Source organism: Streptomyces sp. N50 (assembly GCF_033335955.1).
Taxonomy (GTDB): Bacteria; Actinomycetota; Actinomycetes; order Streptomycetales; family Streptomycetaceae; genus Streptomyces.
Map to the genome: position 1 here is coordinate 4281233 of NZ_CP137549.1, position 25994 is coordinate 4307226.

23 protein-coding genes and 4 tRNA genes are annotated in these 25994 nt (G+C 70.1%); 14 read left to right on the forward strand and 13 right to left on the reverse strand.

Going from position 1 to position 25994, the window contains the following annotated elements:
• Nucleotides 1–76: 76 nt before the first annotated feature.
• Together R2B38_RS18870 and R2B38_RS18875 are read left to right on the forward strand one after the other, a co-directional pair.
• Nucleotides 77–151: transfer RNA gene (locus R2B38_RS18870), tRNA-Asp, on the forward strand.
• 539 nt (nucleotides 152–690) lie between these two features.
• The gene (locus R2B38_RS18875; protein ID WP_318017286.1) at nucleotides 691–867 is read left to right on the forward strand and encodes a DUF6274 family protein; all 177 of its coding nucleotides are present in this window, start codon (nucleotides 691–693) and stop codon (nucleotides 865–867) included.
• 414 nt (nucleotides 868–1281) lie between these two features.
• Here the strand turns inward: R2B38_RS18875 and bldC are convergent, their stop codons facing one another.
• Nucleotides 1282–1488 (reverse strand): developmental transcriptional regulator BldC, encoded by a 207-nt coding sequence (gene bldC, locus R2B38_RS18880; RefSeq protein ID WP_003949541.1) that lies wholly within the window; start codon nucleotides 1486–1488, stop codon nucleotides 1282–1284.
• A gap of 530 nt (nucleotides 1489–2018) precedes the next feature.
• On the reverse strand, nucleotides 2019–2864 hold the full coding sequence (locus tag R2B38_RS18885; RefSeq protein WP_318017287.1) for a hypothetical protein: 846 nt from the start codon (nucleotides 2862–2864) through the stop codon (nucleotides 2019–2021).
• 223 nt (nucleotides 2865–3087) lie between these two features.
• Here R2B38_RS18885 and R2B38_RS18890 point away from each other — a divergent pair, with 223 nt between their 5' ends.
• Together R2B38_RS18890 and R2B38_RS18895 are read left to right on the forward strand one after the other, a co-directional pair.
• Entirely contained in the window at nucleotides 3088–4182 is a 1095-nt protein-coding gene (locus tag R2B38_RS18890) for a Glu/Leu/Phe/Val dehydrogenase (RefSeq protein ID WP_318017288.1), read from the forward strand.
• 303 nt (nucleotides 4183–4485) lie between these two features.
• Nucleotides 4486–4743, forward strand: a complete 258-nt coding sequence (locus tag R2B38_RS18895) for a DUF3073 domain-containing protein (RefSeq protein WP_019061825.1) — start codon at nucleotides 4486–4488, stop codon at nucleotides 4741–4743.
• A gap of 157 nt (nucleotides 4744–4900) precedes the next feature.
• Here R2B38_RS18895 and purM read toward each other — a convergent pair whose 3' ends face one another.
• From purM to R2B38_RS18920, 5 genes are all read right to left on the reverse strand, one after another.
• The gene (gene purM / locus R2B38_RS18900; RefSeq protein ID WP_318017289.1) at nucleotides 4901–5971 is read right to left on the reverse strand and encodes a phosphoribosylformylglycinamidine cyclo-ligase; all 1071 of its coding nucleotides are present in this window, start codon (nucleotides 5969–5971) and stop codon (nucleotides 4901–4903) included.
• Between the two features lie 37 nt (nucleotides 5972–6008).
• Nucleotides 6009–7535 carry an amidophosphoribosyltransferase gene (gene purF / locus R2B38_RS18905; RefSeq protein ID WP_033285118.1) on the reverse strand — a complete coding sequence of 509 codons (1527 nt, stop codon included), beginning with the start codon at nucleotides 7533–7535 and terminating at the stop codon, nucleotides 6009–6011.
• 61 nt (nucleotides 7536–7596) lie between these two features.
• Nucleotides 7597–7842, reverse strand: a complete 246-nt coding sequence (locus R2B38_RS18910; RefSeq protein ID WP_318017290.1) for an META domain-containing protein — start codon at nucleotides 7840–7842, stop codon at nucleotides 7597–7599.
• 3 nt (nucleotides 7843–7845) lie between these two features.
• Nucleotides 7846–8643: a maleylpyruvate isomerase family mycothiol-dependent enzyme gene (locus R2B38_RS18915; protein ID WP_318017291.1), complete on the reverse strand. Its 798-nt coding sequence runs from the start codon at nucleotides 8641–8643 to the stop codon at nucleotides 7846–7848.
• Between the two features lie 200 nt (nucleotides 8644–8843).
• Nucleotides 8844–9500 carry a helix-turn-helix domain-containing protein gene (locus tag R2B38_RS18920; RefSeq protein WP_318017292.1) on the reverse strand — a complete coding sequence of 219 codons (657 nt, stop codon included), beginning with the start codon at nucleotides 9498–9500 and terminating at the stop codon, nucleotides 8844–8846.
• Between the two features lie 95 nt (nucleotides 9501–9595).
• Here R2B38_RS18920 and R2B38_RS18925 point away from each other — a divergent pair, with 95 nt between their 5' ends.
• Together R2B38_RS18925 and R2B38_RS18930 are read left to right on the forward strand one after the other, a co-directional pair.
• Entirely contained in the window at nucleotides 9596–11089 is a 1494-nt protein-coding gene (locus tag R2B38_RS18925) for an MFS transporter (protein WP_318017293.1), read from the forward strand.
• A 260-nt stretch (nucleotides 11090–11349) separates the two neighbouring features.
• Complete coding sequence (locus R2B38_RS18930; RefSeq protein ID WP_318017294.1) at nucleotides 11350–12495, forward strand: NAD(P)/FAD-dependent oxidoreductase; 1146 nt, start codon at nucleotides 11350–11352, stop codon at nucleotides 12493–12495.
• Between the two features lie 64 nt (nucleotides 12496–12559).
• Here R2B38_RS18930 and purL read toward each other — a convergent pair whose 3' ends face one another.
• From purL to purS, 3 genes are read right to left on the reverse strand one after another with little or no spacing between them, the layout of a single operon-like run.
• Nucleotides 12560–14818: a phosphoribosylformylglycinamidine synthase subunit PurL gene (gene purL, locus R2B38_RS18935; protein ID WP_033285113.1), complete on the reverse strand. Its 2259-nt coding sequence runs from the start codon at nucleotides 14816–14818 to the stop codon at nucleotides 12560–12562.
• On the reverse strand, nucleotides 14815–15495 hold the full coding sequence (purQ, locus tag R2B38_RS18940; RefSeq protein WP_318017295.1) for a phosphoribosylformylglycinamidine synthase subunit PurQ: 681 nt from the start codon (nucleotides 15493–15495) through the stop codon (nucleotides 14815–14817). The genes purL and purQ overlap by 4 nt, the downstream gene beginning before the upstream one ends.
• Nucleotides 15492–15755 carry a phosphoribosylformylglycinamidine synthase subunit PurS gene (purS, locus tag R2B38_RS18945; RefSeq protein WP_015659417.1) on the reverse strand — a complete coding sequence of 88 codons (264 nt, stop codon included), beginning with the start codon at nucleotides 15753–15755 and terminating at the stop codon, nucleotides 15492–15494. The genes purQ and purS overlap by 4 nt, the downstream gene beginning before the upstream one ends.
• 310 nt (nucleotides 15756–16065) lie before the next feature.
• On the opposite strand from purS, the gene R2B38_RS18950 reads away from it, so the two are divergent.
• The 8 genes from R2B38_RS18950 to R2B38_RS18985 all read left to right on the forward strand — a co-directional run bounded on the left by R2B38_RS18950 (nucleotide 16066) and on the right by R2B38_RS18985 (nucleotide 20817).
• A complete protein-coding gene (locus R2B38_RS18950; RefSeq protein WP_019073805.1) occupies nucleotides 16066–16383 on the forward strand; it encodes a histone-like nucleoid-structuring protein Lsr2 in 318 nt (105 codons plus the stop codon).
• Nucleotides 16384–16519: 136 nt separating this feature from the next.
• A tRNA-Gly gene (locus R2B38_RS18955) sits at nucleotides 16520–16591 on the forward strand.
• 83 nt (nucleotides 16592–16674) lie between these two features.
• Nucleotides 16675–16750: transfer RNA gene (locus R2B38_RS18960), tRNA-Gly, on the forward strand.
• A 124-nt stretch (nucleotides 16751–16874) separates the two neighbouring features.
• Entirely contained in the window at nucleotides 16875–17816 is a 942-nt protein-coding gene (locus R2B38_RS18965; protein ID WP_318017296.1) for an ABC transporter ATP-binding protein, read from the forward strand.
• A 5-nt stretch (nucleotides 17817–17821) separates the two neighbouring features.
• Nucleotides 17822–18589: an ABC transporter permease gene (locus tag R2B38_RS18970; RefSeq protein ID WP_411978574.1), complete on the forward strand. Its 768-nt coding sequence runs from the start codon at nucleotides 17822–17824 to the stop codon at nucleotides 18587–18589.
• Nucleotides 18571–19881, forward strand: a complete 1311-nt coding sequence (locus tag R2B38_RS18975; RefSeq protein ID WP_411978470.1) for a sensor histidine kinase — start codon at nucleotides 18571–18573, stop codon at nucleotides 19879–19881. The genes R2B38_RS18970 and R2B38_RS18975 overlap by 19 nt, the downstream gene beginning before the upstream one ends.
• A gap of 222 nt (nucleotides 19882–20103) precedes the next feature.
• Nucleotides 20104–20721: a response regulator transcription factor gene (locus R2B38_RS18980; protein WP_318017298.1), complete on the forward strand. Its 618-nt coding sequence runs from the start codon at nucleotides 20104–20106 to the stop codon at nucleotides 20719–20721.
• A 23-nt stretch (nucleotides 20722–20744) separates the two neighbouring features.
• Nucleotides 20745–20817, forward strand: a tRNA-Gly gene (locus tag R2B38_RS18985).
• 45 nt (nucleotides 20818–20862) lie between these two features.
• Here R2B38_RS18985 and R2B38_RS18990 read toward each other — a convergent pair.
• The 3 genes from R2B38_RS18990 to R2B38_RS19000 all read right to left on the reverse strand — a co-directional run bounded on the left by R2B38_RS18990 (nucleotide 20863) and on the right by R2B38_RS19000 (nucleotide 25660).
• Entirely contained in the window at nucleotides 20863–21762 is a 900-nt protein-coding gene (locus tag R2B38_RS18990) for a phosphoribosylaminoimidazolesuccinocarboxamide synthase (RefSeq protein WP_318017299.1), read from the reverse strand.
• Between the two features lie 93 nt (nucleotides 21763–21855).
• Complete coding sequence (locus R2B38_RS18995) at nucleotides 21856–23373, reverse strand: N,N-dimethylformamidase beta subunit family domain-containing protein (protein WP_318017300.1); 1518 nt, start codon at nucleotides 23371–23373, stop codon at nucleotides 21856–21858.
• Nucleotides 23374–23665: 292 nt separating this feature from the next.
• Complete coding sequence (locus tag R2B38_RS19000) at nucleotides 23666–25660, reverse strand: hypothetical protein (RefSeq protein ID WP_318021729.1); 1995 nt, start codon at nucleotides 25658–25660, stop codon at nucleotides 23666–23668.
• Nucleotides 25661–25994 lie beyond the last annotated feature (334 nt).

Sequence of the window (25994 nt, forward strand, 5' to 3'; positions counted from 1 at the left end):
TGAGTTCGACCAGGCGGGCCCCCTCCTGTACAGTCTCATCTCGCGGCACAACGCACCATCAAGCGCCGCGAATCAAGGTCCTGTGGAGCAGCTTGGAGTGCTCGCCACCCTGTCAAGGTGGAGGCCGCGGGTTCAAATCCCGTCAGGACCGCACGTGATCGACAGAGGCCCGCATCTCTCCGGAGACGCGGGCCTTACTCGTGCCCCTGTCGAGGTGGAGGCCGCGCCCGCGGCGCAGCCGCAAATCGGGTACAGCAAATCCCGTCAGGACCGCACGTGATCGACAGAGGCCCGCATCTCTCTCCGGAGACGCGGCCTTACTCATGCACCCCGCCGCCCACGACAACCGCCCTCGCCACCCTGCCAAGATGGAGGCAGCGCCCGCGGCGCAGCCGCAATCGGGTACAGCAAATCCCGTCAGGGCCGCAGTGAATGAGACCCACTCCCTTCGGGGGGTGGGTTTTTTGTGCGCACGCGGCGGCTTGTCGGCATCGGTCCGCACCACTCGGCCCGTCCACCCTTGAGCGCAGGCCCGCACGATCAGCCCGTCCGGCGTTTGAGGACGAGGCCGTTCAGGCCGAAGGGGGGTCTGGGGGCGCAGCCCCCAGGGACGGCCCCCTTGACGCCGCCCAACCCTCCCGGTACCCAGAAACCAGGCCCCGTTCAACACAGGGCCACTGGAGGTGGCGCATGGCGGCTTCGGTCAGGCACGAGACGCGGGCCCTGCTCCGTGCGCATCTGTCGGCCGCCAGCTCCTACCGCCATGTGACCCGGCACTGCCCGATCTGCCACCGCCTGCTGCGGCTGGCCCTGGACGCCCCTCCACCGCGGGAACCGGAGGACACCCCGGAGAGCGGAACCTCTTAGCGCACATAGGTCAGCGGCAACAAGCCATCTGGCATGTGACGGGTGTCACCGCATAAGTTTTTGAAACGTCGGAACTTACGACTCACCTACAACTGGTCAATTTAATATGTGCAATTGCACCCCTACGAAGGACTGTGCACAGGAGATCCGACACCCCTCCCCAGACTCCGACAAGGTCCCTCACAGGACCCCGCGCCCTGGGCCTGCCGGCCGCGCACAGACCCACGACCAGGCACAAAAAAGATCGCGCTGGACCCGGCGGAGTCCAGCGCGATCTACGACGCACCCTGTTCAAGTTGGTTCAAAAGCGTTGGGCGTGGGCCCTGTTGGGGCAGAACCCGCGTCGCTTGGAGCTGTGCTGTTCGGGCACCGTGGCCGGTTGGGGGACTAGCCGTCGTGCCCTTATTCAGTTGGTCAGGCTTCGCTGCGCTGCTGCGGAATGCCCGCGAGCAGGGCACGGACCTCCGCCTCGCGGTAACGGCGGTGTCCGCCGAGCGTGCGAATCGAAGTGAGCTTGCCGGCCTTCGCCCACCGCGTGACCGTCTTGGGGTCCACACGGAACATCGTGGCGACCTCAGCCGGGGTCAGCAGCGGCTCGGCATCAGGGGTGCGAGCGGTCATGAGCGGCCTCCTCGGGAGAACCGAACCTTCTCGGTTCTTTCCTCTAAATTCTGCACCTTGACCCGCGTTGCCCGAAATGGCGTGTGCGGGTCGAGTCGGTTATAGGACGAACGGCTTGTCCTCGGCACTACAACTACACCATCTGTCCAACCGCGTAGGCCAAACCGATGGAATTGCCCTCCCAGGTGTCCATCAGCGACGGAAGCCGATGGACCATGCCATAGCGGACAGTCACACCACTGTGACGATCAGTCACAGGGGCGATCAGGAGTCATCCAGACCCCCCAAAGCGCGCAATGCCGAGATTCCGCCCAAAGCATGACGGATGGAGTCCTCCCCGGACTCCTTGTCCTATTTTGGCATGAGGAGGGGCAAGCGGCGCAAGGCATCTGCACGTGCGGTCCGTCACGCTTGGCATCAAACGTCCGGATCGGGACCTACGTCCCGTGTTGACGAACCGTAAGAATCCTATGCGCATCTGTTCGAAGATGTCAGCCACGTTCGACTGCGCGACAGGGGCGACCGCCGGGTCAGTTCGCCGAGCGCCGGTCCCTGACCGACCGCCAGCGCTCCACGAGCCGCCCGTACGCCTCGCCCGCCGCCGCCCCGTCCCCGGTCCGCAGCGCCTCGATGCCGGCGGCCACGTCCGCCGCCGAGTGGTCGTCCTCCAGCTCGCCGGCCGGCAGGACGTGCACGAGACCGCCGTAGTCCAGCTCGACCAGGGACCGCGGATGGAACTCCTCCAGCCAGCGCCCCACGTCCACCAGGCCCTCGATCAGCGGCCCGTCGTCCATCGCGTCCTTCAGGGCCCGCAGCGCCCGCGCCACCCGCCGCCGCGCCTGCACCATCGGCGTCCGGTACCGCAGCATCGGCGGCACGTCCCCGGCGGCCTGGTCGTAGCGCCGCTCCTCGTCACCGACGAGCACGAACCAGTTCAGCGGCACCTGCCAGGTCGCCGTGCGGATCCACGGCCGGGCGTCCGGATTCCGGGCCAGCCAGCGCTCGTAGTCCTGGGTGGCCTGGTGCCGTACGAGCGGCGGGAGTACGGCGTCCAGGACCGGCGGCGGGAGCTCCTCCGCGAGGTCGCCTAGGGCCTGCCAGCCGCGCAGCCGGGTGCGCCAGGGGCAGACGCAGACCACGCCGTCGACCTCCACCACGAAGGCGTCGGCGCTCTCGTGGACGGGCACCGGGACCGGCGGGGTGGGCAGCAAGTCGGCCAGCGCGCGGCGCAGTTCGTCCTGGTACGACGGGCGGTCGGTACGGCGGGCGTAGCGCGTCCAGTGGCCGCGCTCGGGCTCGGGGAAGGCGGCCAGCGGCTCGTAGACGCGCAGATATGTCGCGTACGGGACGATCACCGAGGACACCTTCTTGGGCACGCCTGCTCCCTCCCCCGCCGGCCGTCGGGAAAACCTTCGGAACCCGCTCACAAACGCGCGGGAAAACTATGCAAATCGTCGCACGGCCACCCCCCTTCGGTAGGTGATCCTGAACACTGCACGGATGGCGGCCCGACGCAGGCTCTACGCTCATGCGACAGGCACCCGCCACCCCTACGGGAGCCTGTCTCCAACCGCCGCCACTTACCCAGGAGTCACCACCGTGACCGACGTAGACAACGGCGTCCTGCACACCCTGTTCCACTCCGACCAGGGCGGTCATGAGCAAGTCGTGCTCTGTCAGGACCGGGCCAGCGGCCTCAAGGCCGTCATCGCCATCCACAACACCGCCCTGGGCCCCGCCCTGGGCGGTACGCGCTTCTACCCGTACGCGAGCGAGGAGGAGGCCGTCGCCGACGCGCTCAACCTCGCCCGCGGGATGTCGTACAAGAACGCCATGGCCGGTCTGGACCACGGCGGCGGCAAGGCCGTGATCATCGGTGACCCGGAGCGCGACAAGACCGAGGAACTGCTGCTCGCCTACGGCCGGTTCGTGGCCTCGCTCGGCGGGCGGTACGTCACCGCGTGCGACGTCGGCACGTATGTCGCCGACATGGACGTCGTGGCGCGCGAGTGCCGCTGGACGACCGGCCGCTCCCCCGAGAACGGCGGCGCGGGCGACTCCTCCGTACTGACCGCCTTCGGCGTCTTCCAGGGGATGCGGGCCAGCGCCCAGCACCTGTGGGGCGACCCGTCGCTGCGCGGCCGCAGGGTCGGCATCGCGGGCGTCGGCAAGGTCGGGCACCACCTGGTGGAGCACCTGCGGGACGAGGGCGCCGAGGTCGTGATCACGGACGTGCGCGAGGAGTCCGTACGGCGGATCCTCGACAAGCATGCGGCAGGTGTCACGGCCGTCGCCGACACGGAGGCGCTGATCCAGGTCGAGGGGCTCGACATCTACGCCCCCTGCGCGCTCGGCGGCGCCCTGAACGACGCGACCGTGCCGGTGCTCACCGCCAAGGTGGTGTGCGGCGCGGCCAACAACCAGCTGGAGCACCCGGGCGTCGAGAAGGACCTCGCCGACCGCGGGATCCTCTACGCGCCGGACTACGTGGTGAACGCCGGTGGCGTGATCCAGGTCGCGGACGAGCTGCACGGGTTCGACTTCGAGCGGTGCAAGGCGAAGGCCGCGAAGATCTTCGACACCACGCTGGCAATATTCGCACGTGCGAAGGAAGACGGTATTCCGCCGGCCGCCGCGGCCGACCGGATCGCCGAGCAGCGGATGCACGAGGCGGCCGGCGCACGCGGACTCTGAGGTTCCGCCAAGCCGCTCGGCAGGCGTCTTCGGTACCCGTCGGCGACGACTTAGAGAGAACTCTCACGTTCGTCGGCGGGTCGCCTGCCAAGAAGTGGTTAAAATCGCGGTTGACCAGCGAGTACAGGGCACCTCGCGGGTCCTGGAGCCCGGCACGTGCTGCGGGCGACGTACCGTATGGGCGCGGGCTCAGGTACCGTGGAAGCCCTACGGACCGGTCTCTCCACGGAGAGTCCGTTCCAGATCATGAACGCGTGTCAAGACTCTGAGGCCACCGAGCCTCGTATCCGAGGGGGTCGAGCCATGGGGCGCGGCCGGGCAAAGGCCAAGCAGACGAAGGTCGCCCGCCAGCTGAAGTACAGCAGCGGCGGGACTGACCTCTCGCGTCTGGCCAATGAGCTGGGCGCTTCGACTTCGAGCCAGCCGCCGAATGGCGAGCCGTTCGAGGACGACGACGAGGAAGAAGACGACCCGTACGCTCAGTACGCGGATCTCTATAACGACGACGATGAGGACGAGGACGACGAGTCCGGTCCCCAATCGCAACGTCGTGGCGCGTAATCGCCTGCAGCGCGCTCAGCGGTAGATCTTCCCGTCAGCTGACTGCACCTCGCCCGGTCCGGGGCATCAAGCACCGGACCGGGTTTTGTGCTGCCGTCACGGGGCTCCGCCCCGGACCCCGCTCCTCAAACGCCGGAGGGGCTGACTTTGGGTCGACTCACGCGTAGTCGCCGACCATTTCCGCACCCGTCGCGTAATCGCCCCGCTCCGTGATCTCGCCCGCGACCCACGCCTCGACCCCGCGGTCGGCCAGGGTCTCCAGGGCCACGTCCGCGGACTCCTCCGGGACGATCGCGATCATGCCGACGCCCATGTTCAGGGTCTTCTCCAGCTCCAGGCGTTCGACCTGGCCCGTCTTTCCGACGAGGTCGAAGATCGGGGCCGGGGTCCAGGTGGAGCGGTCCACGATCGCGTGGAGGCCGTCCGGGATCACCCGGGCGAGGTTGGCGGCGAGTCCGCCGCCGGTGACGTGCGAGTAGGCGTGCACGTCGGTCGTGCGGGTCAGCGCCAGGCAGTCCAGCGAGTAGATCTTCGTCGGTACGAGGAGTTCCTCGCCGAGCGTGCGGCCGAGCTCCTCGACGCGCGCGTCCAGGGCGAGGCCGGCCTGGTTCAGGAGCACATGCCGGACGAGCGAGTACCCGTTCGAGTGAAGTCCCGAGGAGGCCATCGCGATGACCGCGTCACCCGTCCGGATGCGATCGGCGCCGAGCAGCCGGTCCGCCTCCACGACGCCCGTACCGGCGCCGGCGACGTCGAAGTCGTCCGGGCCCAGCAGTCCGGGGTGTTCGGCGGTCTCGCCGCCGACCAGGGCGCAGCCGGCGAGCACACAGCCCTCGGCGATGCCCTTGACGATGGCCGCGACACGCTCGGGGTGGACCTTGCCGACGCAGATGTAGTCGGTCATGAAGAGCGGCTCCGCGCCGCACACCACGATGTCGTCCATGACCATGGCGACCAGGTCGTGGCCGATCGTGTCGTAGACGCCGAGCTGGCGGGCGATGTCGACCTTCGTGCCGACGCCGTCCGTGGCGGAGGCGAGCAGGGGGCGCTCGAACCGCTTGAGGGCGGAGGCGTCGAAGAGCCCGGCGAAACCGCCGAGGCCGCCGAGGACCTCGGGGCGCTGGGTCTTCTTCACCCACTCCTTCATGAGTTCTACGGCGCGGTCGCCCGCGTCGATGTCGACGCCGGCGGCGGCGTAGGAAGCACCGGAGGATGAGGTCTCAGACATTGCCTGGGATCTTTCGCGTTGATTGATACAGCGGGGCTTACGGGCGACGGATCGCGTCGGCCGCTGCCGTGGCGGCCGGACCGGCCGCCAGCTCGGTCTCCAGGAGCTGCTTGCCGAGCAGTTCGGGGTCCGGGAGGTCCATCGGGTACTCGCCGTCGAAGCAGGCGCGGCAGAGGTTCGGCTTGGCGATGGTGGTCGCCTCGATCATGCCGTCGATGGAGATGTACGACAGGGAGTCGGCGCCGAGCGAGGTGCCGATCTCGTCGATGGTCATGCCGTTGGCGATGAGTTCCGCGCGGGTGGCGAAGTCGATGCCGAAGAAGCAGGGCCACTTCACGGGCGGGGACGAGATCCGGATGTGGACCTCGGCGGCGCCGGCCTCGCGGAGCATGCGCACCAGCGCGCGCTGGGTGTTGCCGCGCACGATCGAGTCGTCGACGACGACCAGGCGCTTGCCCTTGATGACTTCCTTCAGCGGATTCAGCTTCAGGCGGATGCCGAGCTGCCGGATCGTCTGCGAAGGCTGGATGAACGTACGGCCGACATAGGCGTTCTTCACCAGACCCGCACCGAACGGGATGCCCGAGGCCTCCGCGTAACCGATCGCGGCCGGGGTGCCGGACTCCGGAGTCGCTATCACCAGATCGGCGTCGACCGGAGCTTCCTTGGCGAGCTTGCGGCCCATCTCGACACGGGAGAGGTAGACGTTCCGCCCGGCGATGTCGGTGTCGGGGCGGGCGAGATAGACGTACTCGAAGACACAGCCCTTGGGCTTCGCATCCGCGAATCGGGAGGTACGCAGGCCGTTCTCGTCGATGGCGACGAACTCGCCCGGCTCGATCTCGCGGACGTACGCGGCGCCGCAGATGTCGAGGGCCGCGGACTCGGAGGCGACGACCCAGCCGCGCTCCAGGCGGCCGAGGACCAGCGGGCGGATGCCCTGCGGGTCGCGGGCCGCGTAGAGGGTGTGCTCGTCCATGAAGACGAGGGAGAAGGCGCCCTGTACCTGCGGGAGGACCGCGTGGGCGGCCTCCTCGATGGTCAGCGGCTTGCCGTCGGTGTCGACCTGGGCCGCGAGCAGCGCGGTGAGGAGGTCGGTGTCGTTGGTGGCCGCGACGCGGGGCGTACGGCCTTCCTGCTTGGGAAGGTCGGCGACCATCTCCGCGAGCTGCGCGGTGTTGACCAGGTTGCCGTTGTGGCCGAGCGCGATGGATCCGTGCGCGGTGGCGCGGAACGTCGGCTGGGCGTTCTCCCACACGGAGGCGCCGGTGGTCGAGTAGCGGGCGTGACCGACCGCGATATGACCCTGGAGCGAACCGAGCGAGGTCTCGTCGAAGACCTGGGAGACCAGGCCCATGTCCTTGAAGACGAGGATCTGCGAGCCGTTGCTGACCGCGATTCCCGCGGATTCCTGGCCTCGATGCTGGAGGGCGTAGAGCCCGAAGTAAGTGAGCTTGGCGACCTCTTCACCGGGAGCCCAGACTCCGAAGACGCCGCAAGCGTCCTGGGGTCCTTTCTCGCCGGGGAGCAGATCATGACTGAGTCGACCGTCACCACGTGGCACGACCCCGAGTGTAGGCGAGATCGACCACTGGTCCGAATTCGGGTTACTCGTCGGTAGTGGATCACTTGTCGGCGACGGCGCGCACGATCGTGCCGTTTTCGCTGGTCAGCGTGAGGGTGTCGTGATCGACTCGGTAGCCGACCGAGCCGCTGAAGAGGCCGAGGAGCACGCGTTCGGTGCCCATGAGTGAGGCGTCGCACATCATTCGGGTGGTGGAGGGACGGCCGGGCGTGACGTGTCCGGTGCTCACGGTGGCCGTCGCGTCGACGGCGTCGCCGCCCAGGCGGCCGCCGACCTTGCGGGTCACGGGTCACCCCATGATCGGCAGCAGTCCGCTCAGATCGGACCGCTCCCCGCTCGCGCCGACCTTCGCCTCTTCTACGGCGTCCTTCCATCGCGTCCGGCCGGTCGCGAGCCGGATCCAGGTCAGGGGGTCTGTCTCCACGACGTTGGGCGGGGTGCCGCGGGTGTGGCGGGGGCCTTCGACGCACTGGACCACGGCGTACGGCGGGATGCGCACCTCCGTCGACGCTCCGGGGGCCTTCACGGCCAGGGCGTCGGCGAGGAGGCGGGTGCAGGCGGCGAGGGCCTGGCGGTCGTAGGGGATGTCGAGGCCGGGGACGGCGGCGTTGAGGTCGTCGGTGTGGACGACGAGTTCGACGGTGCGGGTGACGAGGTAGTCGGCGAGGGGCAGCGCGCCGACGTTGGTCTCCAGCAGGCGGGTGCCGGGGTGGGTGTCGAGGTGCGCGGTGAGGGTCTGTTCGATGTCGGCGAGGTAGGCGTCGAGGTCGGGGTGCTGGGCGGCGAGCGTGCGCGTGAAATCGGCGATGGCCGAGGAGTTGGCCCCGGTGGCGAAGGGCCAGTCGAGGATCACGGCGTCCTGCCTCGGCGGGGCCGGCCGGTCCAGGGAGCGGTGGATCGCGGTGAGCGCCATCCCGATGTGCGCGACCAGTTCGCGTACGGTCCAGTCGCCCAGGCGGGTGGGGAGCGCGAGTTGGTCGGGGGTGAGTGTCCCTACGGCTTTTCGTACGTTGCCGAACTGGGCCAGGACCGCGGTGCGGGTCTTGACGGGGTCGTATGTACGGGCGCGCTTCTTGGCCGGGGGCATGGCGGTGAGCCTAATCCTGGGGTGGGTTCGCCCGCAGGTGTGTTGTGGGGTCGGGGTCGTGGCGGTACGGCGAGCCCGCCGCCTGCGGGCCCTTCGGTTTTGCTATCACGGCTGGACGGGGTGGTGCCGGGTACGCGGCGGGCTGCGGCGTACCGCCACGACCCGCTCCCGTCTCGTCGGCGGCTGCGGGCTCGTGGGGGTCACCGGGCCTTGCGGGCGTAGTCCCCCAGGCCGCGTTCCACCAGGTCGAAGGCGTGGTTGGCGCGGTCGGCGGCGGTCGCGGTGACCTCTTCCACGGATTCGCCGGCGTCCAGGCGGCGGTGGTGGTCCTCTACGAGGGCGTTGCGGGCGGCGGTGAGGGTGGCGGCGGCGATGAGGGCCAGGACGGGGTCGCCGGTCTCGTCCCTGAGGAGGTCGGCGAGTTCGCGGGCGCCCTTCTCGGAGGTGAGGTAGGCACGTTCCATCAGGACCGGGGTGTCCATGACGAGGCGGCGGATCCGGCGGCCGAACGGCTCGACGTGCAGGCCTATCGACGGGTCGCGGGTCTCGATCATCTCCAGGAACTGGCGGCGTACGGCGGCCACCGCGGACTCGCCGGGGGTGCGGGAGCGGACCGCGCGGGCGGCGTCGGAGAAGTGGTCCTCGATGGGGCGGAAGACCAGGTCCTCCTTGGTGCCGAAGTAGTTGAAGACGGTCATCTTCGAGACCTCGGCGGCGTCGGCGATCTCCTGCACCGAGACGGCGTCGAAGCTCTTCTCCAGGAACAGTTCGACGGCGGTGCGGTAGATCCGCAGTTCCGTCTGGAGCTTCTTGCGCTCGCGCAGTCCCATCGTCGTCGCCTCAGCAGCAGCAGCCATGGCCTTACTGTACCAAGCAGAATTATGAGCCAGGATGAAAGATTGTCCCGGAAAAAAGATTGACCGGGTATATTTGGTTGGGTCATCGTGGGTACATGACCGAGACCCAGCGCAGAATCGGCTTCCTCGTGTGTCTGGTGACGATCGTTCTGGCCGTCCTGGACATGCAGATCGTGTCCGCGGCGACCGTGCCGATCGTCCGCGACCTGGACCCCGGCCACGGCATCGACAAGATCCCGTGGCTGGTCAGCGCGTTCGCGCTGGCGTCGGCCGCGGTGCTCCCCCTGTACGGCAAGCTGTGCGACACCCTCGGCGCGAAGCGCGTCTTCCTGACGGCCGTGGGGGTGTTCCTGGTCGGCTCGGCGCTGTGCGGGACGGCGCAGTCCATAGGGCAGTTGATCGCCGCGCGGGCCGTGCAGGGGATCGGCGCCGGTGGCCTGATGAGCGTCACGATGGTGGTGATCGCCGAGCTGAGAGGCCCCGGCGAGAAGGACGCCAAGGGCGCGGGCATGGGCGGGGTCGTCTCCGGTGGCGGCATGGCGGTGGGCCCGTGGATCGGCGGCCTGCTCGCGGACCACGCGAGCTGGCGCTGGATCTTCTACGTCAACCTGCCGCTCGGGCTGCTTGTCCTCGTCCTCGGCGCGTTCGTCCTGAAGCTGCCCCGGCAGCCGCACCGGCATCGGATCGACTTCCTGGGCGCGGCCCTGGCCGCCGCGTTCGCCGCGGCGCTGCTGCTCGTGACCGAGTGGGGTGGCAAGCAGTACGGGTGGTCGTCGCCGCAGATCGTGGGGCTGGGTCTGGGTGCGGTGGCCGCGCTCGGCCTCTTCCTGTGGCGCCAGAGGGTGGCCCCCGAGCCGATTCTGCCGCTGTCCCTGTTCCGTGTGCCGGAGTTGCGGTGGGGGTTCGCGATCCAGGGGCTGATGGGGGCCGCGATCGTGGGCGCCATGTACTACGTCATGGTCTATCTGCAGGTGGCCCGTGGTGTCAGCAGTTCCTCGGCCGGCCTCTATCTGCTTCCCATGGCGTTCGGCATGACGGCTGTCGGCATCCTCTCCGCCAAGCTCACCGAACGGGGCTGGCACGAGCGGACGTTCGCGACAGCCGGTTCGGTGATCGGCTCGGTGGCGTTCGTGTGCCTTTCCACCCTCGGCACGGGCACGTCCCTCTGGTGGCTGCGCGGGGATCTGCTGCTGGTCGGCATGGGCTTCGGCCTTCTCCTCGGCCAGCTGATCCGGCTGGTCCAGGAGGCGGCGCCCCGGCACCAGTTGGGCGTGGCCACGACCGCCATCCGCTTCTTCCAGACCCTGGGGACGGCGTTGGGCGCGGCGCTCTTCGGCACGGTGATCAGTCGGTTGTACGACGGTCCGGTCCCGGCGACGTCCCAGGCAGGGGTGAGCTCGTACGTCGACGCGATGGATGCCGTGTTCCTGTGCGGGGCGGTGCTGATGGCGGCGTGTGTGGTGATGGGGCTGCGGTTGCCGAGGGCTTCGGGCCCCCGGGGCACCGGGCGGGACTCTTCCGAGGGGGCTCAGGTGGTCGAAGTCGCCGATGTCCCAGGGGAGTTGAGCCAGGCGTCGCGGCGGAGGTGAGCTGTGGAGGGGAGAGCCGGACGTGGGCTCCTCCTCCGCGTCCGCCCCGCGCCCTCTGGAGGCTGGGGTCATTTCTAACCAGTGAGGGGGGATGGCAGTGGTTAGTTTTGCCCCCGGCTTCCAGCGGACCCCGTCTCCGTGTCGGGCGTCTGTCGGAGCTGTCGGTGGCGCGTCGGGGAGTTGTCGGGGCGGCGTTGAAGCCTTGGTCGTGATCCCGCCGGGGGAGCGTCCGGCGGGCTCGTGACACGGAAGGAATCGTCATGACCACGCACGTCACGATCATCGGCGCCGGACTCGGCGGACTGACCCTCGCCCGCGTCCTGCACGTCCACGGCATCCCGGCCACGGTCTACGAGGCCGAGGCCTCACCGATGGCCCGGCTGCAGGGCGGCCTGCTCGACATCCACGACTACAACGGCCAACTCGCCCTGAAAGAGGCCGACTTGATGGACGAGTTCCGCGCCATCATCCTGGCGGGCCGCCAGGCCACCCGGGTCCTCGACCGGGACGGCACCGTCCTGCTCGACGAGCCCGACGACGGTACGGGTGGCCGGCCCGAGGTGCAGCGCGGCGAACTTCGGCAGATCCTCCTCGACTCGCTGCCGGACGACACCGTGCGGTGGGGGCACAAGGTCAGTGCCGTTCGTGCCCTTGGTGACGGGCTGCACGAAGTCGTCTTCGCGGACGGTGGTTCCCTCGTCACGAACCTGCTCGTCGGTGCCGACGGCGCCTGGTCGCGCGTACGGCCGTTGCTGTCCGATGCCGTTCCCGAGTACTTCGGCCGGTCGTTCGTCGAGACCTACCTGTACGACAGCGAGACCCGGCACCCGGTCGCCGCGCGGACGGTCGGCGGCGGCGCGCTGTTCGTGATCCCGCCGGGCTCGGGAGCGAGGGGGAAGTGGATCGCGGCGCACCGGGAGAGCGGGGAGACGCTGCACGCCTATGTGACGCTGGCCAAGCCGCTGGAGTGGTTCGACGGCATCGACTTCACCGACGCCGACGCGGCCACCGCGCGGATCGCCGCCGAGTTCGAGGGGTGGGCGCCCGAGATCACCGCCCTGATCACCGACAGCGACACCGCTCCGGTCGTACGGCCTCTCAACTCGCTGCCGATCGGGCACCGTTGGGACCGGGTACCGGGAGCGACCCTGCTCGGTGACGCCGCTCATCTCTCGCCGCCGGACGGCGAGGGCGCCAACCTGGCCATGCAGGACGCCGCCGAACTCGGCCTGGCCATCGCCGGCCACCCCGACGACATCGAGGCCGCGCTCACCTCGTACGAGACGGCGCTGTTCCCCCGTAGCGCCACGGCGGCAGCCGATGCCGTGGCCACCAACGAGGCCATCGGACAGGAACTGATCGGCTTCTTCGCCCGGGACGACGAGGACGACGAGCAGAGCGCATAACAGAAAGGCGTTCGTGGGGCGGTCTGCGTGACCGGCCCACGAACGCCCTTTCCGTACCTGTGTGTTACGCCAGCAGCGCCGGGATCGTGCCCTCGTGCGCCTCGCGCAGTTCCTCCAGGGAGAGCGCGAACTCACCTTGGATCTCAACGGAATCGCCGTCCACTACGCCGATGCGCGTGGCCGGGAGGCCCCTTGCTCCGCACATGTCGTTGAAGCGGAGTTCCTCCGAGCGGGGGATCGCCACGACCGCGCGGCCCGCCGACTCCGAGAAGAGGAAGGTGAACGCGTCGAGGCCGTCCGGGACGATCAGGCGCGCGCCCTTCTCGCCCAACAGGGCCGATTCCACCACCGCTTGGATCAGACCGCCGTCGGACAGGTCGTGCGCCGAGTCGATCATGCCGTCGCGGGACGCGGAGATCAGGATCTCGGCCAGCAGGCGTTCGCGCTCCAGGTCGACCTTCGGGGGCAGGCCGCCGAGGTGGTCGTGGACGACCTGCGACCAGGCCGAGCCGCCGAACTCCTCACGGGTGTCGCCGAGCAGGTAGAGGAGCTGGCCCTCTTCCTGGAAGGCGACCGGGGTGCGGCGCGCCACGTCGTCGATGACGCCCAGCACCGCCACCACCGGGGTCGGGTGGATCGCCACGTCGCCCGTCTGGTTGTACAGGGAGACGTTGCCGCCCGTGACCGGCGTGCCCAACTGCTGGCAGGCGTCGGCCAGTCCACGGATCGCCTCCGCGAACTGCCACATCACCGCCGGGTCCTCGGGCGAACCGAAGTTCAGGCAGTCCGACACCGCGAGGGGCTTCGCGCCGGTCGTCGCCACGTTGCGGTAGGCCTCCGAGAGCGCCAACTGGGCGCCCGCGTACGGGTCCAGCTTCGCGTACCGGCCGTTGCCGTCCGTCGCGATGGCGACCCCGAGGCCGGTCTCCTCGTCGATGCGGATCATGCCCGAGTCCTCGGGCTGCGCCAGCACCGTGTTGCCCTGCACGAAGTGGTCGTACTGCGAGGTGATCCACTTCTTGGAGGCCTGGTTCGGGGACGACACCAGCGCCAGGACCTGGGACTTGAGTTCCTCCGAAGTCCCGGGCCGCGCAAGCTTGTTGGCGTCGTCCGCCTGGAGCGCGTCCTGCCAGGACGGGCGGGCGTACGGGCGCTCGTAGACCGGGCCGTCGTGCGCGACCGTGCGCGGGTCCACGTCCACGATCTTGCCGCCGTGCCAGAAGATCTCCAGGCGGTCGCCGTCGGTCACCTCACCGATGACCGTGGCGATGACGTCCCACTTCTCGCAGATCTCCAGGAAGCGGTCGACCTTCGACGGTTCGACAACCGCGCACATCCGCTCCTGCGACTCGCTCATGAGGATTTCCTCGGGCGAGAGCGTGGAGTCGCGGAGGGGGACGTCGTCGAGCGTCACCGTCATACCGCCGGAGCCGTTCGACGCCAACTCGCTTGTGGCGCAGGAGAGTCCGGCCGCGCCGAGGTCCTGGATGCCGACGACCAGCTTCTCGGCGAAGGCCTCCAGGGTGCACTCGATGAGGAGCTTCTCCTGGAAGGGGTCGCCGACCTGGACGGCGGGGCGCTTCGAGGGCTTGGCGTCGTCGAAGGTCTCCGAAGCCAGGATCGAGGCACCACCGATGCCGTCGCCGCCCGTGCGGGCGCCGTAGAGGATGACCTTGTTGCCCGCGCCGGAGGCCTTCGCGAGGTGGATGTCCTCGTGCCGCATGACGCCGATGGCGCCGGCGTTGACCAGCGGGTTGCCCTGGTAGCAGGCGTCGAAGACGACCTCGCCGCCGATGTTGGGCAGGCCCAGGCAGTTGCCGTAGCCGCCGATGCCCGCGACGACGCCCGGCAGGACGCGCTTGGTGTCGGGGTGGTCGGCCGCGCCGAAGCGCAGGGGGTCGACGACCGCCACCGGGCGGGCGCCCATCGCGATGATGTCGCGCACGATGCCGCCTACGCCCGTGGCCGCGCCCTGATACGGCTCCACGTACGACGGGTGATTGTGCGACTCGACCTTGAAGGTGACCGCGTAGCCCTGGCCGACGTCCACGACGCCCGCGTTCTCGCCGATGCCGACGAGCAGGGCGTCCGACTGCGGGGCCTTCTCGCCGAACTGGCGGAGGTGGACCTTGGAGGACTTGTAGCTGCAGTGCTCGGACCACATGACCGAGTACATGGCGAGCTCGGCGCCGGTCGGGCGGCGGCCGAGGATCTCCACGACCCGCTCGTACTCGTCCTTCTTCAGACCGAGTTCGGCCCAGGGCAGCTCGACGTCGGGGGTCTCGGCCGCGTGCTCGACCGTGTCCAGAGGCGTCCGGCTCATGCGTTGACCAGCTTCTTGAGGATCGAGGTGAAGAAGGGGAGGCCGTCGGTGCGGCCGGACCCGACGAGCGGCTCGACCGCGTGCTCGGGGTGCGGCATGAGGCCTACGACGTTTCCGGCGGCGTTCGTGATGCCGGCGATGTCCCGCAGGGAACCGTTCGGGTTCACGTCCAGGTAGCGGAAGACGACGCGGCCCTCCGCCTCCAGCTCGTCGAGCGTGTGCTCGTCGGCGACGTAGCGGCCGTCCATGTTCTTCAGCGGGATGTGGATCTCCTGGCCGGACGTGTAGTCGCTGGTCCAGGCGGTGTCCGCGTTCTCCACCCGCAGTTTCTGGTCACGGCAGATGAAGTGCAGGTGGTTGTTGCCGAGCATCGCGCCGGGGAGGAGGTGCGCCTCGGTGAGGATCTGGAAGCCGTTGCAGATGCCCAGGACGGGGAGTCCCGACTTCGCCTGCTCGATGACCGTCTCCATCACCGGCGAGAAACGGGAGATGGCGCCCGCGCGCAGATAGTCGCCGTAGGAAAAACCGCCCGGGAGGACGACCGCGTCGACCTGGTGGAGGTTCTTGTCCTTGTGCCAGAGGGCTACCGGCTCGGCGCCGGCGAGACGGATCGCGCGCTGGGTGTCGCGGTCGTCCAGGCTGCCGGGGAAAGTGACGACGCCAATACGAGCGGTCACTTGGCCGCCTCCGCCACTTCTTCCACCTTGACGGTGAAGTCCTCGATCACCGTGTTGGCGAGGAAGGATTCCGCAAGATCGTGGATGCGGGCGAGCGCGGCCTCGTCGACCGGGCCGTCAACTTCCAGTTCGAATCGCTTTCCCTGACGTACATCGGAGATGCCTTCGAAACCCAGGCGTGGCAGCGCACGCTGGACCGCCTGGCCCTGGGGGTCGAGGATCTCCGGCTTGAGCATGACGTCGACTACGACGCGTGCCACTGGCACTCCCGGTGGTGTGGTGCTGAGCAGGTCGCTTCAGACTACCCGCACAAAACTTCTACGCGAGTAGATTGGTAGGAAGCTACGTGACCGCGATCACGATCCGGTATCGGAGAGGGGAGTTCATGAAAAGTTACGGGAAAGATCCCCGATCAACGCCGGATACCTATTGCCCCCGGACACGCGGACAGATTTAGTCAGGCTTCACAATGCATTGCCGGGCACTGTACAAATGAATTAGAAATAGCCGACACTCGGCACATCACCACAGCTGAGCTGCATGGAGTGCCGCACGAAGGGACCGATATTCGTGGCGCAGAAGGTCGTGGTCACTCTCTTTGACGACATCGACGGCTCGGAAGCGGCGGAAACGATCGCCTTCGGGCTCGACGGCAAGTCGTACGAGATCGACCTGAATCAAGCCAATGCCAAGAAACTGCGTAAGGCGCTCGCGCCCTACGTGGACGCAGGTCGCAAGCGGTCGAGGTCGGGCAAGGCCTACCGCCAGACCGAGGTCGCCCCCGACCCGGCGGCCGTCCGGGCGTGGGCCCAGGCGAACAAGATGGACGTGCCGGCGCGCGGACGCATCCCCAAGAAGGTCTACGAGGCGTTCGCCGCCGCGCAGTAGGACAGCGGCGGGACGTGAGCCGACTGCCGGTCATCGGCCCCTCGGGGCAACCGACTTGCGCTGCACCCCTCCTGGTCAGCTAGAGTTCGGAGCACGCCGAGGGGCGAGGCCGAAAGGCCCAGCTCACGGAGTACATGCGGGTGTAGTTCAGTAGCAGAACATCCCCCTTCCAGGGGGAAGGCGCAGTGTGCAATTCCTGTCACCCGCTCTGCGGCATCACCGTTCGGACCACTCTTGTGGATCGGGTAGGCTGGTGCTCGCGCCGATCGGTGAGAGCCGGTCGGAGGCAATGCGGACGTAGCTCAGTTGGTAGAGCGCAACCTTGCCAAGGTTGAGGTCGCCAGTTCGAACCTGGTCGTCCGCTCCAGCGAAAGACCCCGGTCCATCGGACCGGGGTTTTCTCGTATGTCCAACGCCCGTCTGACATTTGTCATGCCGAGTGATGACACCGCGCACTGCTGTCGGGCCCCCGCCGCGGCGACGCTGAAGTCATGGACACCAACGAACACGAACACGTGATTGAGGTCACTGACCTACGCCGTGTGTACGGGGGCGGGTTCGAGGCTGTGCGGGGGATCACCTTCTCCGTGCGGCGCGGGGAGGTCTTCGCGCTCCTGGGCACCAACGGCGCGGGCAAGACGTCCACGGTCGAACTTCTCGAGGGGCTCGCGCCGGCGTCCGGCGGCCGGGTGCGCGTCCTCGGCCACGATCCCTACAGCGAGCGGGCCGCCGTACGGCCGCGGACCGGGGTGATGTTGCAGGAGGGCGGGTTTCCGTCCGAGCTGACCGTCGCGGAGACCGCGCGGATGTGGGCGGGCTGTACGAGCGGGGCGCGGCCCGAGGCGGAGGCGCTCGCGCTGGTCGGGCTCGCGCGGCGGGCGGACGTACGGGTGAAGCAGTTGTCCGGGGGTGAGCGGCGGCGGCTCGATCTGGCGCTGGCGCTGCTCGGGTCGCCCGAGGTGCTGTTCCTCGACGAGCCGACGACCGGGCTCGACGCCGAAGGGCGGCGGGACACCTGGGAGTTGGTGCGGGCGTTGCGCGACGGCGGGACGACCGTTCTGCTGACCACGCACTACCTGGAGGAGGCGGAAGGGCTCGCCGACCGGCTCGCGATTCTCAGCGAGGGGCGGATCGCGGTCACCGGAACGCCGGCCGAGGTGACGGCGGGGCGGCCGTCGCGGATCTCGTTCGAGCTGCCCTCGGGTTACTTCGTGGGGGACCTGCCGCCGCTCGGTGAGCTGGGGGTCGTCCGGCATGAGGTGGCGGGTCGGGTCGTACGGCTGGAGACGCATGAGCTGCAGCGGGCGGCCACCGGGGTGTTGGTGTGGGCCGAGCGGGCGGGGATCGAACTGCGGCGGCTCGAAGTGCGGTCGGCCTCGCTGGAAGAGGCGTTTCTGGGGATCGCGCGCGAGCAGCAGGAGGTGGCGGTGTGAGTGCGATGACGACCACTCCGGTGGGGCGGCTGCGGGCGCTGGGGCGGGCCGAGTTGGCGTTGCTGGGGCGGAACCGTAGTGCGGTGGTCACGGCGCTGCTCGTGCCACTGGCGCTGCCGTTCAGCGTGCGGCCGGCCGTCGACCAGATGAATCTCAAGGGGGAGGGGCTGACGGTCGGGGCGGTGATGCTCACCGCCGCGATCGGGTTCTCGCTGCTGTTCGCCGTGTACTCGTCGCTGGTGAGTGCCTTCGTCTCGCGGCGGGAGGAGCTGGTTCTGAAGCGGTTGCGGACCGGGGAGCTGGGTGACGCCGAGATCCTCGCGGGGACCGGGCTGCCGGCGGTGTGCGTCGGGTTCGTGCAGTCCGTGCTGCTGGCGGTGGCGTGCGTGGTGCTGCTTGATGCGGGGGCGCCCGCGATGCCCCAACTCGTCGTCGTAGGGCTGCTGTTCGGGCTCTTCCTGGCCGCCGCGCTGGCCGCCCTCACGGCGACTGTCACGAGGACTGCGGAGAGCGCTCAGGTGACCGCGCTGCCGGTGCTGTTCGCGTCCATGATGGGGTCCGGGATCATCATCCCGCTCCAGCTCCTGCCCGACCGGGTCGCGGACGTCTGCCAGTTCCTCCCCCTCTCCCCCGCGATCCGGCTGATCAGCGGCGGCTGGAACGGCGACCTGTCCGGCTACGACGCCCTCGGCGCCGTCCTGACCGCGCTGGCCTGGACCGTCCTCGCGGTGTTTGCTGTACGGCGGTGGTTCCGGTGGGAACCGCGGCGCTGACGTACGGGGATCACGTGATGCAGGCGACGGGCGGCTGGTGGGGGCGGAAGAGCACGCCCGGGAAGGTCGAGACGTACACGCGGTGGTCCTTCCACTTCTTCGCGGTGGTCGAGGTCGCGGCCGTCGGGCTGCCGGCCTTCGCGCAGGCCGGGACCGGGCTCGCGGCCTGGCTGCCGGCGGTCGTGATCGTGCACGCCGTGCTCTGTTCCCGGACCGCCTCCCAGGCCCTCGACTGGACCCGCGGCAGACGTGAGCAGCCCGTACGGCTGCTGGGGGCGCTCGGCACGGTCACCGCGGTGATCGCCGTCGGCTCGGTCGTCCTCTCGGAGCGGGGCCCCGGCGGGGAGCATGTGGCGGCCGCCGCGAGCACGGTCTTCGTGGGGGTGCTGAGTTTCGGCGCCGGCACGCTCACGCTGGGGGTCCGCGGCCGGTGGCACGTCCTCGCGGTCGTGGCGGGGAGCGTGGCCGGCGCCCTGCTCGTGCAGCTCCCGCTGGGCGTGGCCGCCCCCGCCGCGCTCGGCACCGCGTTCGCCGTCCTCGTCACCTGCGGCGGCCTCGCCTTCACCTCCGTCTTCTCCGTCTGGCTCCTCGACGCTGTCTACGAACTCGACGAGGCCCGCGAGACCCGGGCCCGCCTCGCCGTCGCCGAGGAACGGCTCCGGTTCGGCCGCGACCTGCACGACGTGATGGGCCGCAACCTGTCGGTGATCGCGTTGAAGAGCGAACTGGCGGTGCAGCTGGCCCGGCGGGGGCGGGCCGAGGCCGTGGAGCAGATGATCGAGGTCCAGCGGATCGCCCGGGAGTCGCAGCGGGAGGTCCGCGATGTCGTACGGGGCTACCGCGAGGCCGACCTCCGGCTCGAACTGGCAGGCGCCCAGGGCGTGTTGGCCGCCGCCGGCATCGACTGCGAGGTGACCGGCGACGCGGCGGGCCTGCCGGTCGAGGTGCAGTCGGCGCTCGGGTGGGTGGTCCGCGAGGCGACGACGAACGTGCTGCGGCACGGAGATGCGGGGCGGTGCGTGGTGGGGGTGCGGGTGGCTGGGGGGCGGGTCGTGCTGACCGTCGAGAACGACGGGGCGAAGACGGTGGGCGGCGGCGGTGTCGGCGCCGGTGATGACGGCGGGGGCGGCGGGGGCGGCGGCAAGGGCGGGTCCGGGCTGGTCGGGCTGCGGGAGCGGCTGACGGCGGTGGGCGGGGAGTTGGAGGCGGGGGCTGTGGACGGGGACCGGTTCCGGGTGGTGGCTACGGTGCCGCTGCCTTCGGCGACGGGGGCGGGGGGCGGCGCTTCGTGACCGCGCTGCGCGTCGCACACCCGCTGGTCGTTGGCCGGTGTGAGCGGGGCGGGTCGACTTGTGAGTGGCCGTGCCGTACGCCTGCCGGCAGTCGTGGGAGCGGGGGCGCCTCATGACGCCTCATGGCTGCCCTCGTCGTACGTCCGCCGCCCGGCGTGAGCCAGGGCATCTCGTGACTGCTCACCCCGTACGCCCCCTGCCCGCCCTCACCAGGAGCACCCCATGACCGCCCCCGTCGTAAGACTCCTGCTCGCCGATGACGAGCACCTCATCCGGGGTGCGCTCGCCGCGTTGCTCGGGCTGGAGGATGACCTTGTGGTGGTGGCCGAGGCCGCGACCGGGCCCGAGGCGCTTGCCATGGCTCGGGCGCATGAGCCGGATGTGGCGGTGCTGGATCTTCAGATGCCGGGGGCGGACGGTGTGAAGGTGGCCACATCGTTGCGGGCCGAACTGCCCAAGTGCCGGGTGTTGATCGTGACCGGGCACGGTCGGCCCGGACATCTCAAGAGGGCGCTGGCGGCTGGGGTGCGGGGGTTCGTGCCCAAGACCGTCAGCGCGCAGCGGCTCGCCGAGATCATCCGTACCGTGCATGCCGGAAATCGTTACGTCGACCCCGAGTTGGCCGCCGACGCGATCTCCGCCGGGGACTCGCCGCTGACCGCCCGCGAGGCCGAGGTGCTGGAGCTGGCCGCCGACGGGGCGCCGGTCGCGGAGATCGCCGAACGGGCCGCGCTCTCGCAGGGGACCGTACGGAACTATCTCTCCTCCGCCGTCTCGAAACTCGGGGCCGAGAACCGTCATGCGGCAGTGCGTCTCGCACGCGAGCGAGGTTGGGTATAGTTGCTCTCGCGCCACGGCGCAGCGCGGACGTAGCTCAGTTGGTAGAGCGCAACCTTGCCAAGGTTGAGGTCGCCAGTTCGAACCTGGTCGTCCGCTCAAGACGAAGACCCCGGTCCAGTGGACCGGGGTCTTTTCGTGCGCCTAGCTCCAGTTCAGGCCCGTGAGGCGCTCGTACGCCTCGATGTACTTCGCGCGGGTCGCGTCCACCACCTGCTGCGGAAGCGCCGGCGGCGGCTGCTCGCTCTTGCGGTCCCAGCCCGACTCGGCCGAGGTCAGCCAGTCGCGCACGAACTGCTTGTCGTACGACGGCTGCGCGTGGCCCGGCTCCCAGGTCTCGGCCGGCCAGAAGCGGGACGAGTCCGGGGTGAGGACCTCGTCGGCCGCGATCAGCGTCCCGCCCTCGTAGCCGAACTCGAACTTCGTGTCCGCGAGGATGATCCCCCGGTCCCGCGCGATGTCCCGGGCCCGCCCGTACACCGCGAGGGTCGCCTGGCGCAGCTGCGCGGCGGTGTCCGCGCCGACCTGACGGGCGACCTCCTCGTACGACACGTTCTCGTCGTGCTCCCCTACGGCCGCCTTCGTCGCCGGGGTGAAGATCGGGGCCGGGAGCTCGCTGCCGTCGACCAGGCCCTCGGGGAGGGCGAGGCCGCAGACCGTGCGGGAGACGTCGTACTCCAGCAGGCCCGAGCCGGTGAGGTAGCCGCGGGCCACGCACTCGACCGGGACCATCTGGAGGGACTTGCAGATCAGCGTGCGGCCCGCCCAGTCGGCGGGGGCGCCGGGCGGGAGGTCGGTGCCGAGGACGTGGTTGGGGATCAGGTCGGCGAGCTGGTCGAACCACCAGAGGGAGAGCTGGGTGAGGACCCGGCCCTTGTCGGGGATCTCCGTCGGCAGTACCCAGTCGTACGCGGACATGCGGTCGCTGGCGACCATCACGAGCTCGCCCGCCTCGTTCTGGTAGAGCTCGCGCACCTTGCCGGTGTGGAGGTGCGTCAGGCCCGGAACCTGGAGCGGCTCGGGCTTTTCTACGAATCCGGACACGGGTTCCTCCAGTGGGTCTCTCCAACTGGCTCGATTGTCCCGTATGCGGGGTCGGCCTCTGGTCGCGGGGTTGGCCGACCGCTGGTCACGGGCTCAGTCGTGCTTGCAGATGCGGTCCAGGAGGTTGGCCGTGGCGCGCTGGACCCGGGCGTCCACATGGCCGGGGCGGTCCAGGGCCGGTGACCAGGCGAAGGTGCCGGAGGCGAAGACGAGGGAGCCGGACGGCGCCCGGTACAGGGACGTCTCCTGGTGGCGGAGGGCGCCCTCGCCGTCCGCGTACGGGGAGTGGGCGAGCAGGATGCGCTCCTCGTGCGGGGGCAGCTGGGTGCGCGGGAAGTACCGGTCGGCCTCGCCCGCGACCAGGCCCTCGACCGGGTCGCCCTCGCCGGCGCCGGTCGCCTCCCACAGCCAGTGGTCGGCGTTGCGCACGATCAGGGGATACGGCTCGGGCACCCGGCCCGCGTACTGGATCCCCACCAACTGCTGCTCGGGGCGGTCGACTTCACGCCACAGCACCGGTTTGCCCGGGCCCCGGCGCTTGCGGCAGGTGAGCAGGCGGTCGGGGACGCCGGACGGGGACGGCCCCAACTCCACTTGCCAGTACATGGTGTTGGCGGAGAGGAAGACGAGGGACGTGCCGTGGTCGCGGGCGTGCTCGACGGTACGGCGCATCTGTGCCGACCAGTACTCGTCGTGGCCCGGGAAGACCAGCCCCCGGTAGCGGGTGGGGTCCACGCGTCCGGAGTGCAGGTCGCGGGCGTCGGCGTAGGCGAGGTCGTAGCCGTAGCGCTCGGCCCAGCGGATGAAGTCGTAGGCGTGGCCGACGTGGAGGGGCAGGCCCGCGCCCGCGTACGGGCGGTCGAAGGAGACCGTCGTCGCGGCCTCGGACTCGCCGAGGAGGCGGCCGTCGTCGTCCCAGGCGTGGTAGAGGCTCGCGCCGGTGTGGCCGTCCTCCGGGTAGAGGTTGTAGGCCTGCCAGGTGATGTCCGGCAGGAGGAGGAGCAGGTCGGCGGGGTGGTTGTCGCGGACCGTGAAGGGGATGTGGGAGCGGTAGCCGTCGGCGGTGGTGAGGACGGCCACGTACGCGCCGATGCTCCAGTAAGTCGGGATCTGCAGGCGCCAGGACAGCCACCAGTGGTGGCAGGAGACCGTGCGGTCGGCGGTGAGCGGCGGGGGCTGCACGATGCCCGAGAGGCGGGGGCTGGTGGTGATCTTGGCTGCGCCGTCACCGCCGTAGTGGCCGATGCGGTAGATGTCGACGGCGAACTCCTGGGGCGGGTCGACCGTGACATGGAAGTCGAGGGCCTCGCCGGGGGCGACCGCGCCGGCGGAGGTGAATCCCTTGATCTGGCGGCGGACGTCGTCGGCGGAGCGGGGGGCTCCGCCGGATGCGGAGGCTCGCGGGGTGGGGACCTTGGGGGTGTTTCTGCCGGGGGTGTGGGCCGGAGGCTGGGCCGGGGGCGGGTCCACGTACCAGGGGACCACGTGGCCGGTGTCGTCGAAGTAGGTCTCGCTGCCCCGGAGCCAGGGGACGGGGCCCTGTCCGAAGGGGTCCGTGACGGCGTGCGCGAGCGCTCCGGACTCCCAGCGGCGGATCTGCTCCGAGCCCATGGTCGCTCCCCTCCCTCGTGCCCCCGTGGTGCTCTTCGTTCAACTGTCGTATGCCGTAAGCCTTTGCCACGTACGGGACGGCGTACGGGATCGGGCCCAGCACATCACATTAAGCACGCACTCTGTCACTGGTCGTTGCGAATTGACCAAAAGTGGAGGGCTTGGTTCCGATACGGGTAGGGGGTGGGGGGCTTGGGTTGTGTGCGGAGTGCGCGCCCGTGGGGGCTGGTCACGCAGTTCCCCGCGCCCCTGAGGGGCATCGGGGTGAGCGGGATCAGAGCAGTGACTGGAGTCAGACGAGGCGGACCGGCTTCTCCGGGCGTATGCCGAGGTCGATCAGCCAGGCCCGCAGCGGGGCGGGGTCGCCGTCCTCGACGAGGCTGAGCACCCTGGGGGCGAGGTCGGCCGCCCTCTCGCCGTTGACGAGCAGCGTCGGGCCGTCGAGCCAGTCCAGGCCGGGCAGCGCGCCGGCGGTGTCCATCGCGGCGCAGCACACCATCGCCGTGACGTGATCGGCGAGCAACTCCCGCCCGGTGCGCGGTGGTTGGAGCGGGAAGAGGGGGAGCGCGGTGTCGTCCCAGAGCCCGGTGTCGGGGCCCTGCCCGGACGGGGCCGAGCCGGCCGGCGGGGTCGCTGCCTCCTCGCGCGCCAGCTCCGCGGTGAGACCTGCGGCGAGGGCCGCGCTGTGCGGGGAGCAGCTTTCGCCGAGCTCTTCGTCGTCATCGGCGGCCATCGCCTTGTAGGGCTCGGGGTCCGGGTGGGCGTGCGGATGGGGGGCCTGTTCCGGGTGCGGCTCCAGCTCCGGTTCCGGGTGGGGCTCCGGCTCCAACTCCGGGTGCGGCTCCGGCTCCAACTCCGGGTACGGGGCTTCCAGTTGGGCGGGTGCGGACGGGGCGTTTCCGGCGGGTTCGGACGGGTCGTCGAGGGTGGCGTCCGGCCCGTACGGATCGGGCGCACCGTCGGCCTCCCCGTACCGGTCGTCGCCCGGTGCCGTCGCCGTCGGGTCCGTCAGGTGGTCCACCACGCGGGCCAGGGTCGGGGCGTCGTGGTGCGGCGGGGTCGGGTCGGGGGTGCGGCGGACGCCGAGGGTGTCCAGGACGCGGTGGAGGCGGGCCGCGTCGGTGCGCCATTTGCGGTCGACGACCTCCTCCGGGTACTCCTGCCAGCTCACCGGCGCCCAGTCGGGACCGGTCTCGGCGGGGCCGCCGTGGAAGAGGCGGGCGGCGAGGAGCGAGGTCGCCTCGTCGATCGTGCCGGGCTCTTCGAGCAGGTCGCAGGCGGGGCGCTCGCCGAGCCGGGAGGCGAAGCCCTCGGCCAGGCGGTCGCGGCGGGACAGCTCCGTGAGCGCCGCGACGACGCCCGCGTCCAGCCGGGACGGCCAGCGGCCCATCCGCCACGCGGGCAGCGCGACCCGGGTCAGCAGCCGGTCCCAGCCCGCGTACGCCAGGCCCACCTGTTCCTGCGCGACGATCCGCAGGCCGTAGTCCACAGCCTGTGCGCGCTCGGCGGCCGCGGCGGCCACACCCCGCTCCATCTCGGCCGCGTGCCCCCGGCAACTGCGCAGCAGCAGCCGGGCGACCCAGCCGACACCGGCGAGCACCGAACGGAACACGGGACCGCGCGGTGCCGAGGTCACGGCCACCGCCGCGTCCAGGCCCCGTACGAAACGGCGGGCCGCGGCTATGTCCGGGTGCGCGGAGGGTCCCGTACCGGCGACGACCGGCGCGAGCACCGCGCGCAGCTCGCCCACCCGCATCCACCACAGGAACGGCGAGCCGATGACGAGGACGGGCGAGGCGGCCGTACGACGGGAACGGCCCGGGGTGAGGCCGCGTACGCCGGTGATCTCGTCACGGTTCTCCTGCGGGGGCGGGCCGTGGGCCGGGTGGGTGCGGTCCTCCAGCCAGCTGTCGCAGTCCGGGGTGAGCGCTATCGCGGACGGCGCGGGGACGTCGAGGCGGTCGGCGAGGTCGCGCACCAGGCGGTACAGGTCGGGGGCCGACTCCTCGGCGATCGCGACCGTAGGACTCACGGCCGGGCGGGCCCGCGCGACGACCAGCGCGATGGCGCCGGCCGCGAGCAGCACGACGACCGCGGCCACGCCCATGATCCAGCGGGAGAGGTCCCAGCCCCGGCCCACGAGATGGCCGGTGGAACCGCCCGCGAGCAGGATCACCGCGACGGCGGCGGGCAGCAGTGCGACGGCCAGCGCCCGGCTGCGGATCCGCAGCACGGCCAAGGCCCGGGAACGCGCCGCCTGCGCGCCCGCCTCCACACCCACACCCATACCGGTCACGACCGGACCTCGCCCCCTCCGTGCTGTCCCGTTCCGCTGGCGTTGCTCACTCCCCCACTGTGGCACCCGCCACTGACATCGCAATGCCGGTGGGCCAAGTGCCGGAACGCTTGCGCCGCACCATAGTTGGGGCCCCGGTCCCCGTCAGCCGGTTGGGGCATCGGTCACTCGATGGAATGGCTCAGGGGAAAGGTGGATGACAGAGGGCAAGGATCAGGCCCCGAATCGTGAGACGGATTCGAGGCCTGTCGGGTTTACCGGTGCGGTCCGCCGGTGTGGTGCATCGGGGTGGTTCACCGGCGCGCGGGGGCGCTTGAGGGCTTGG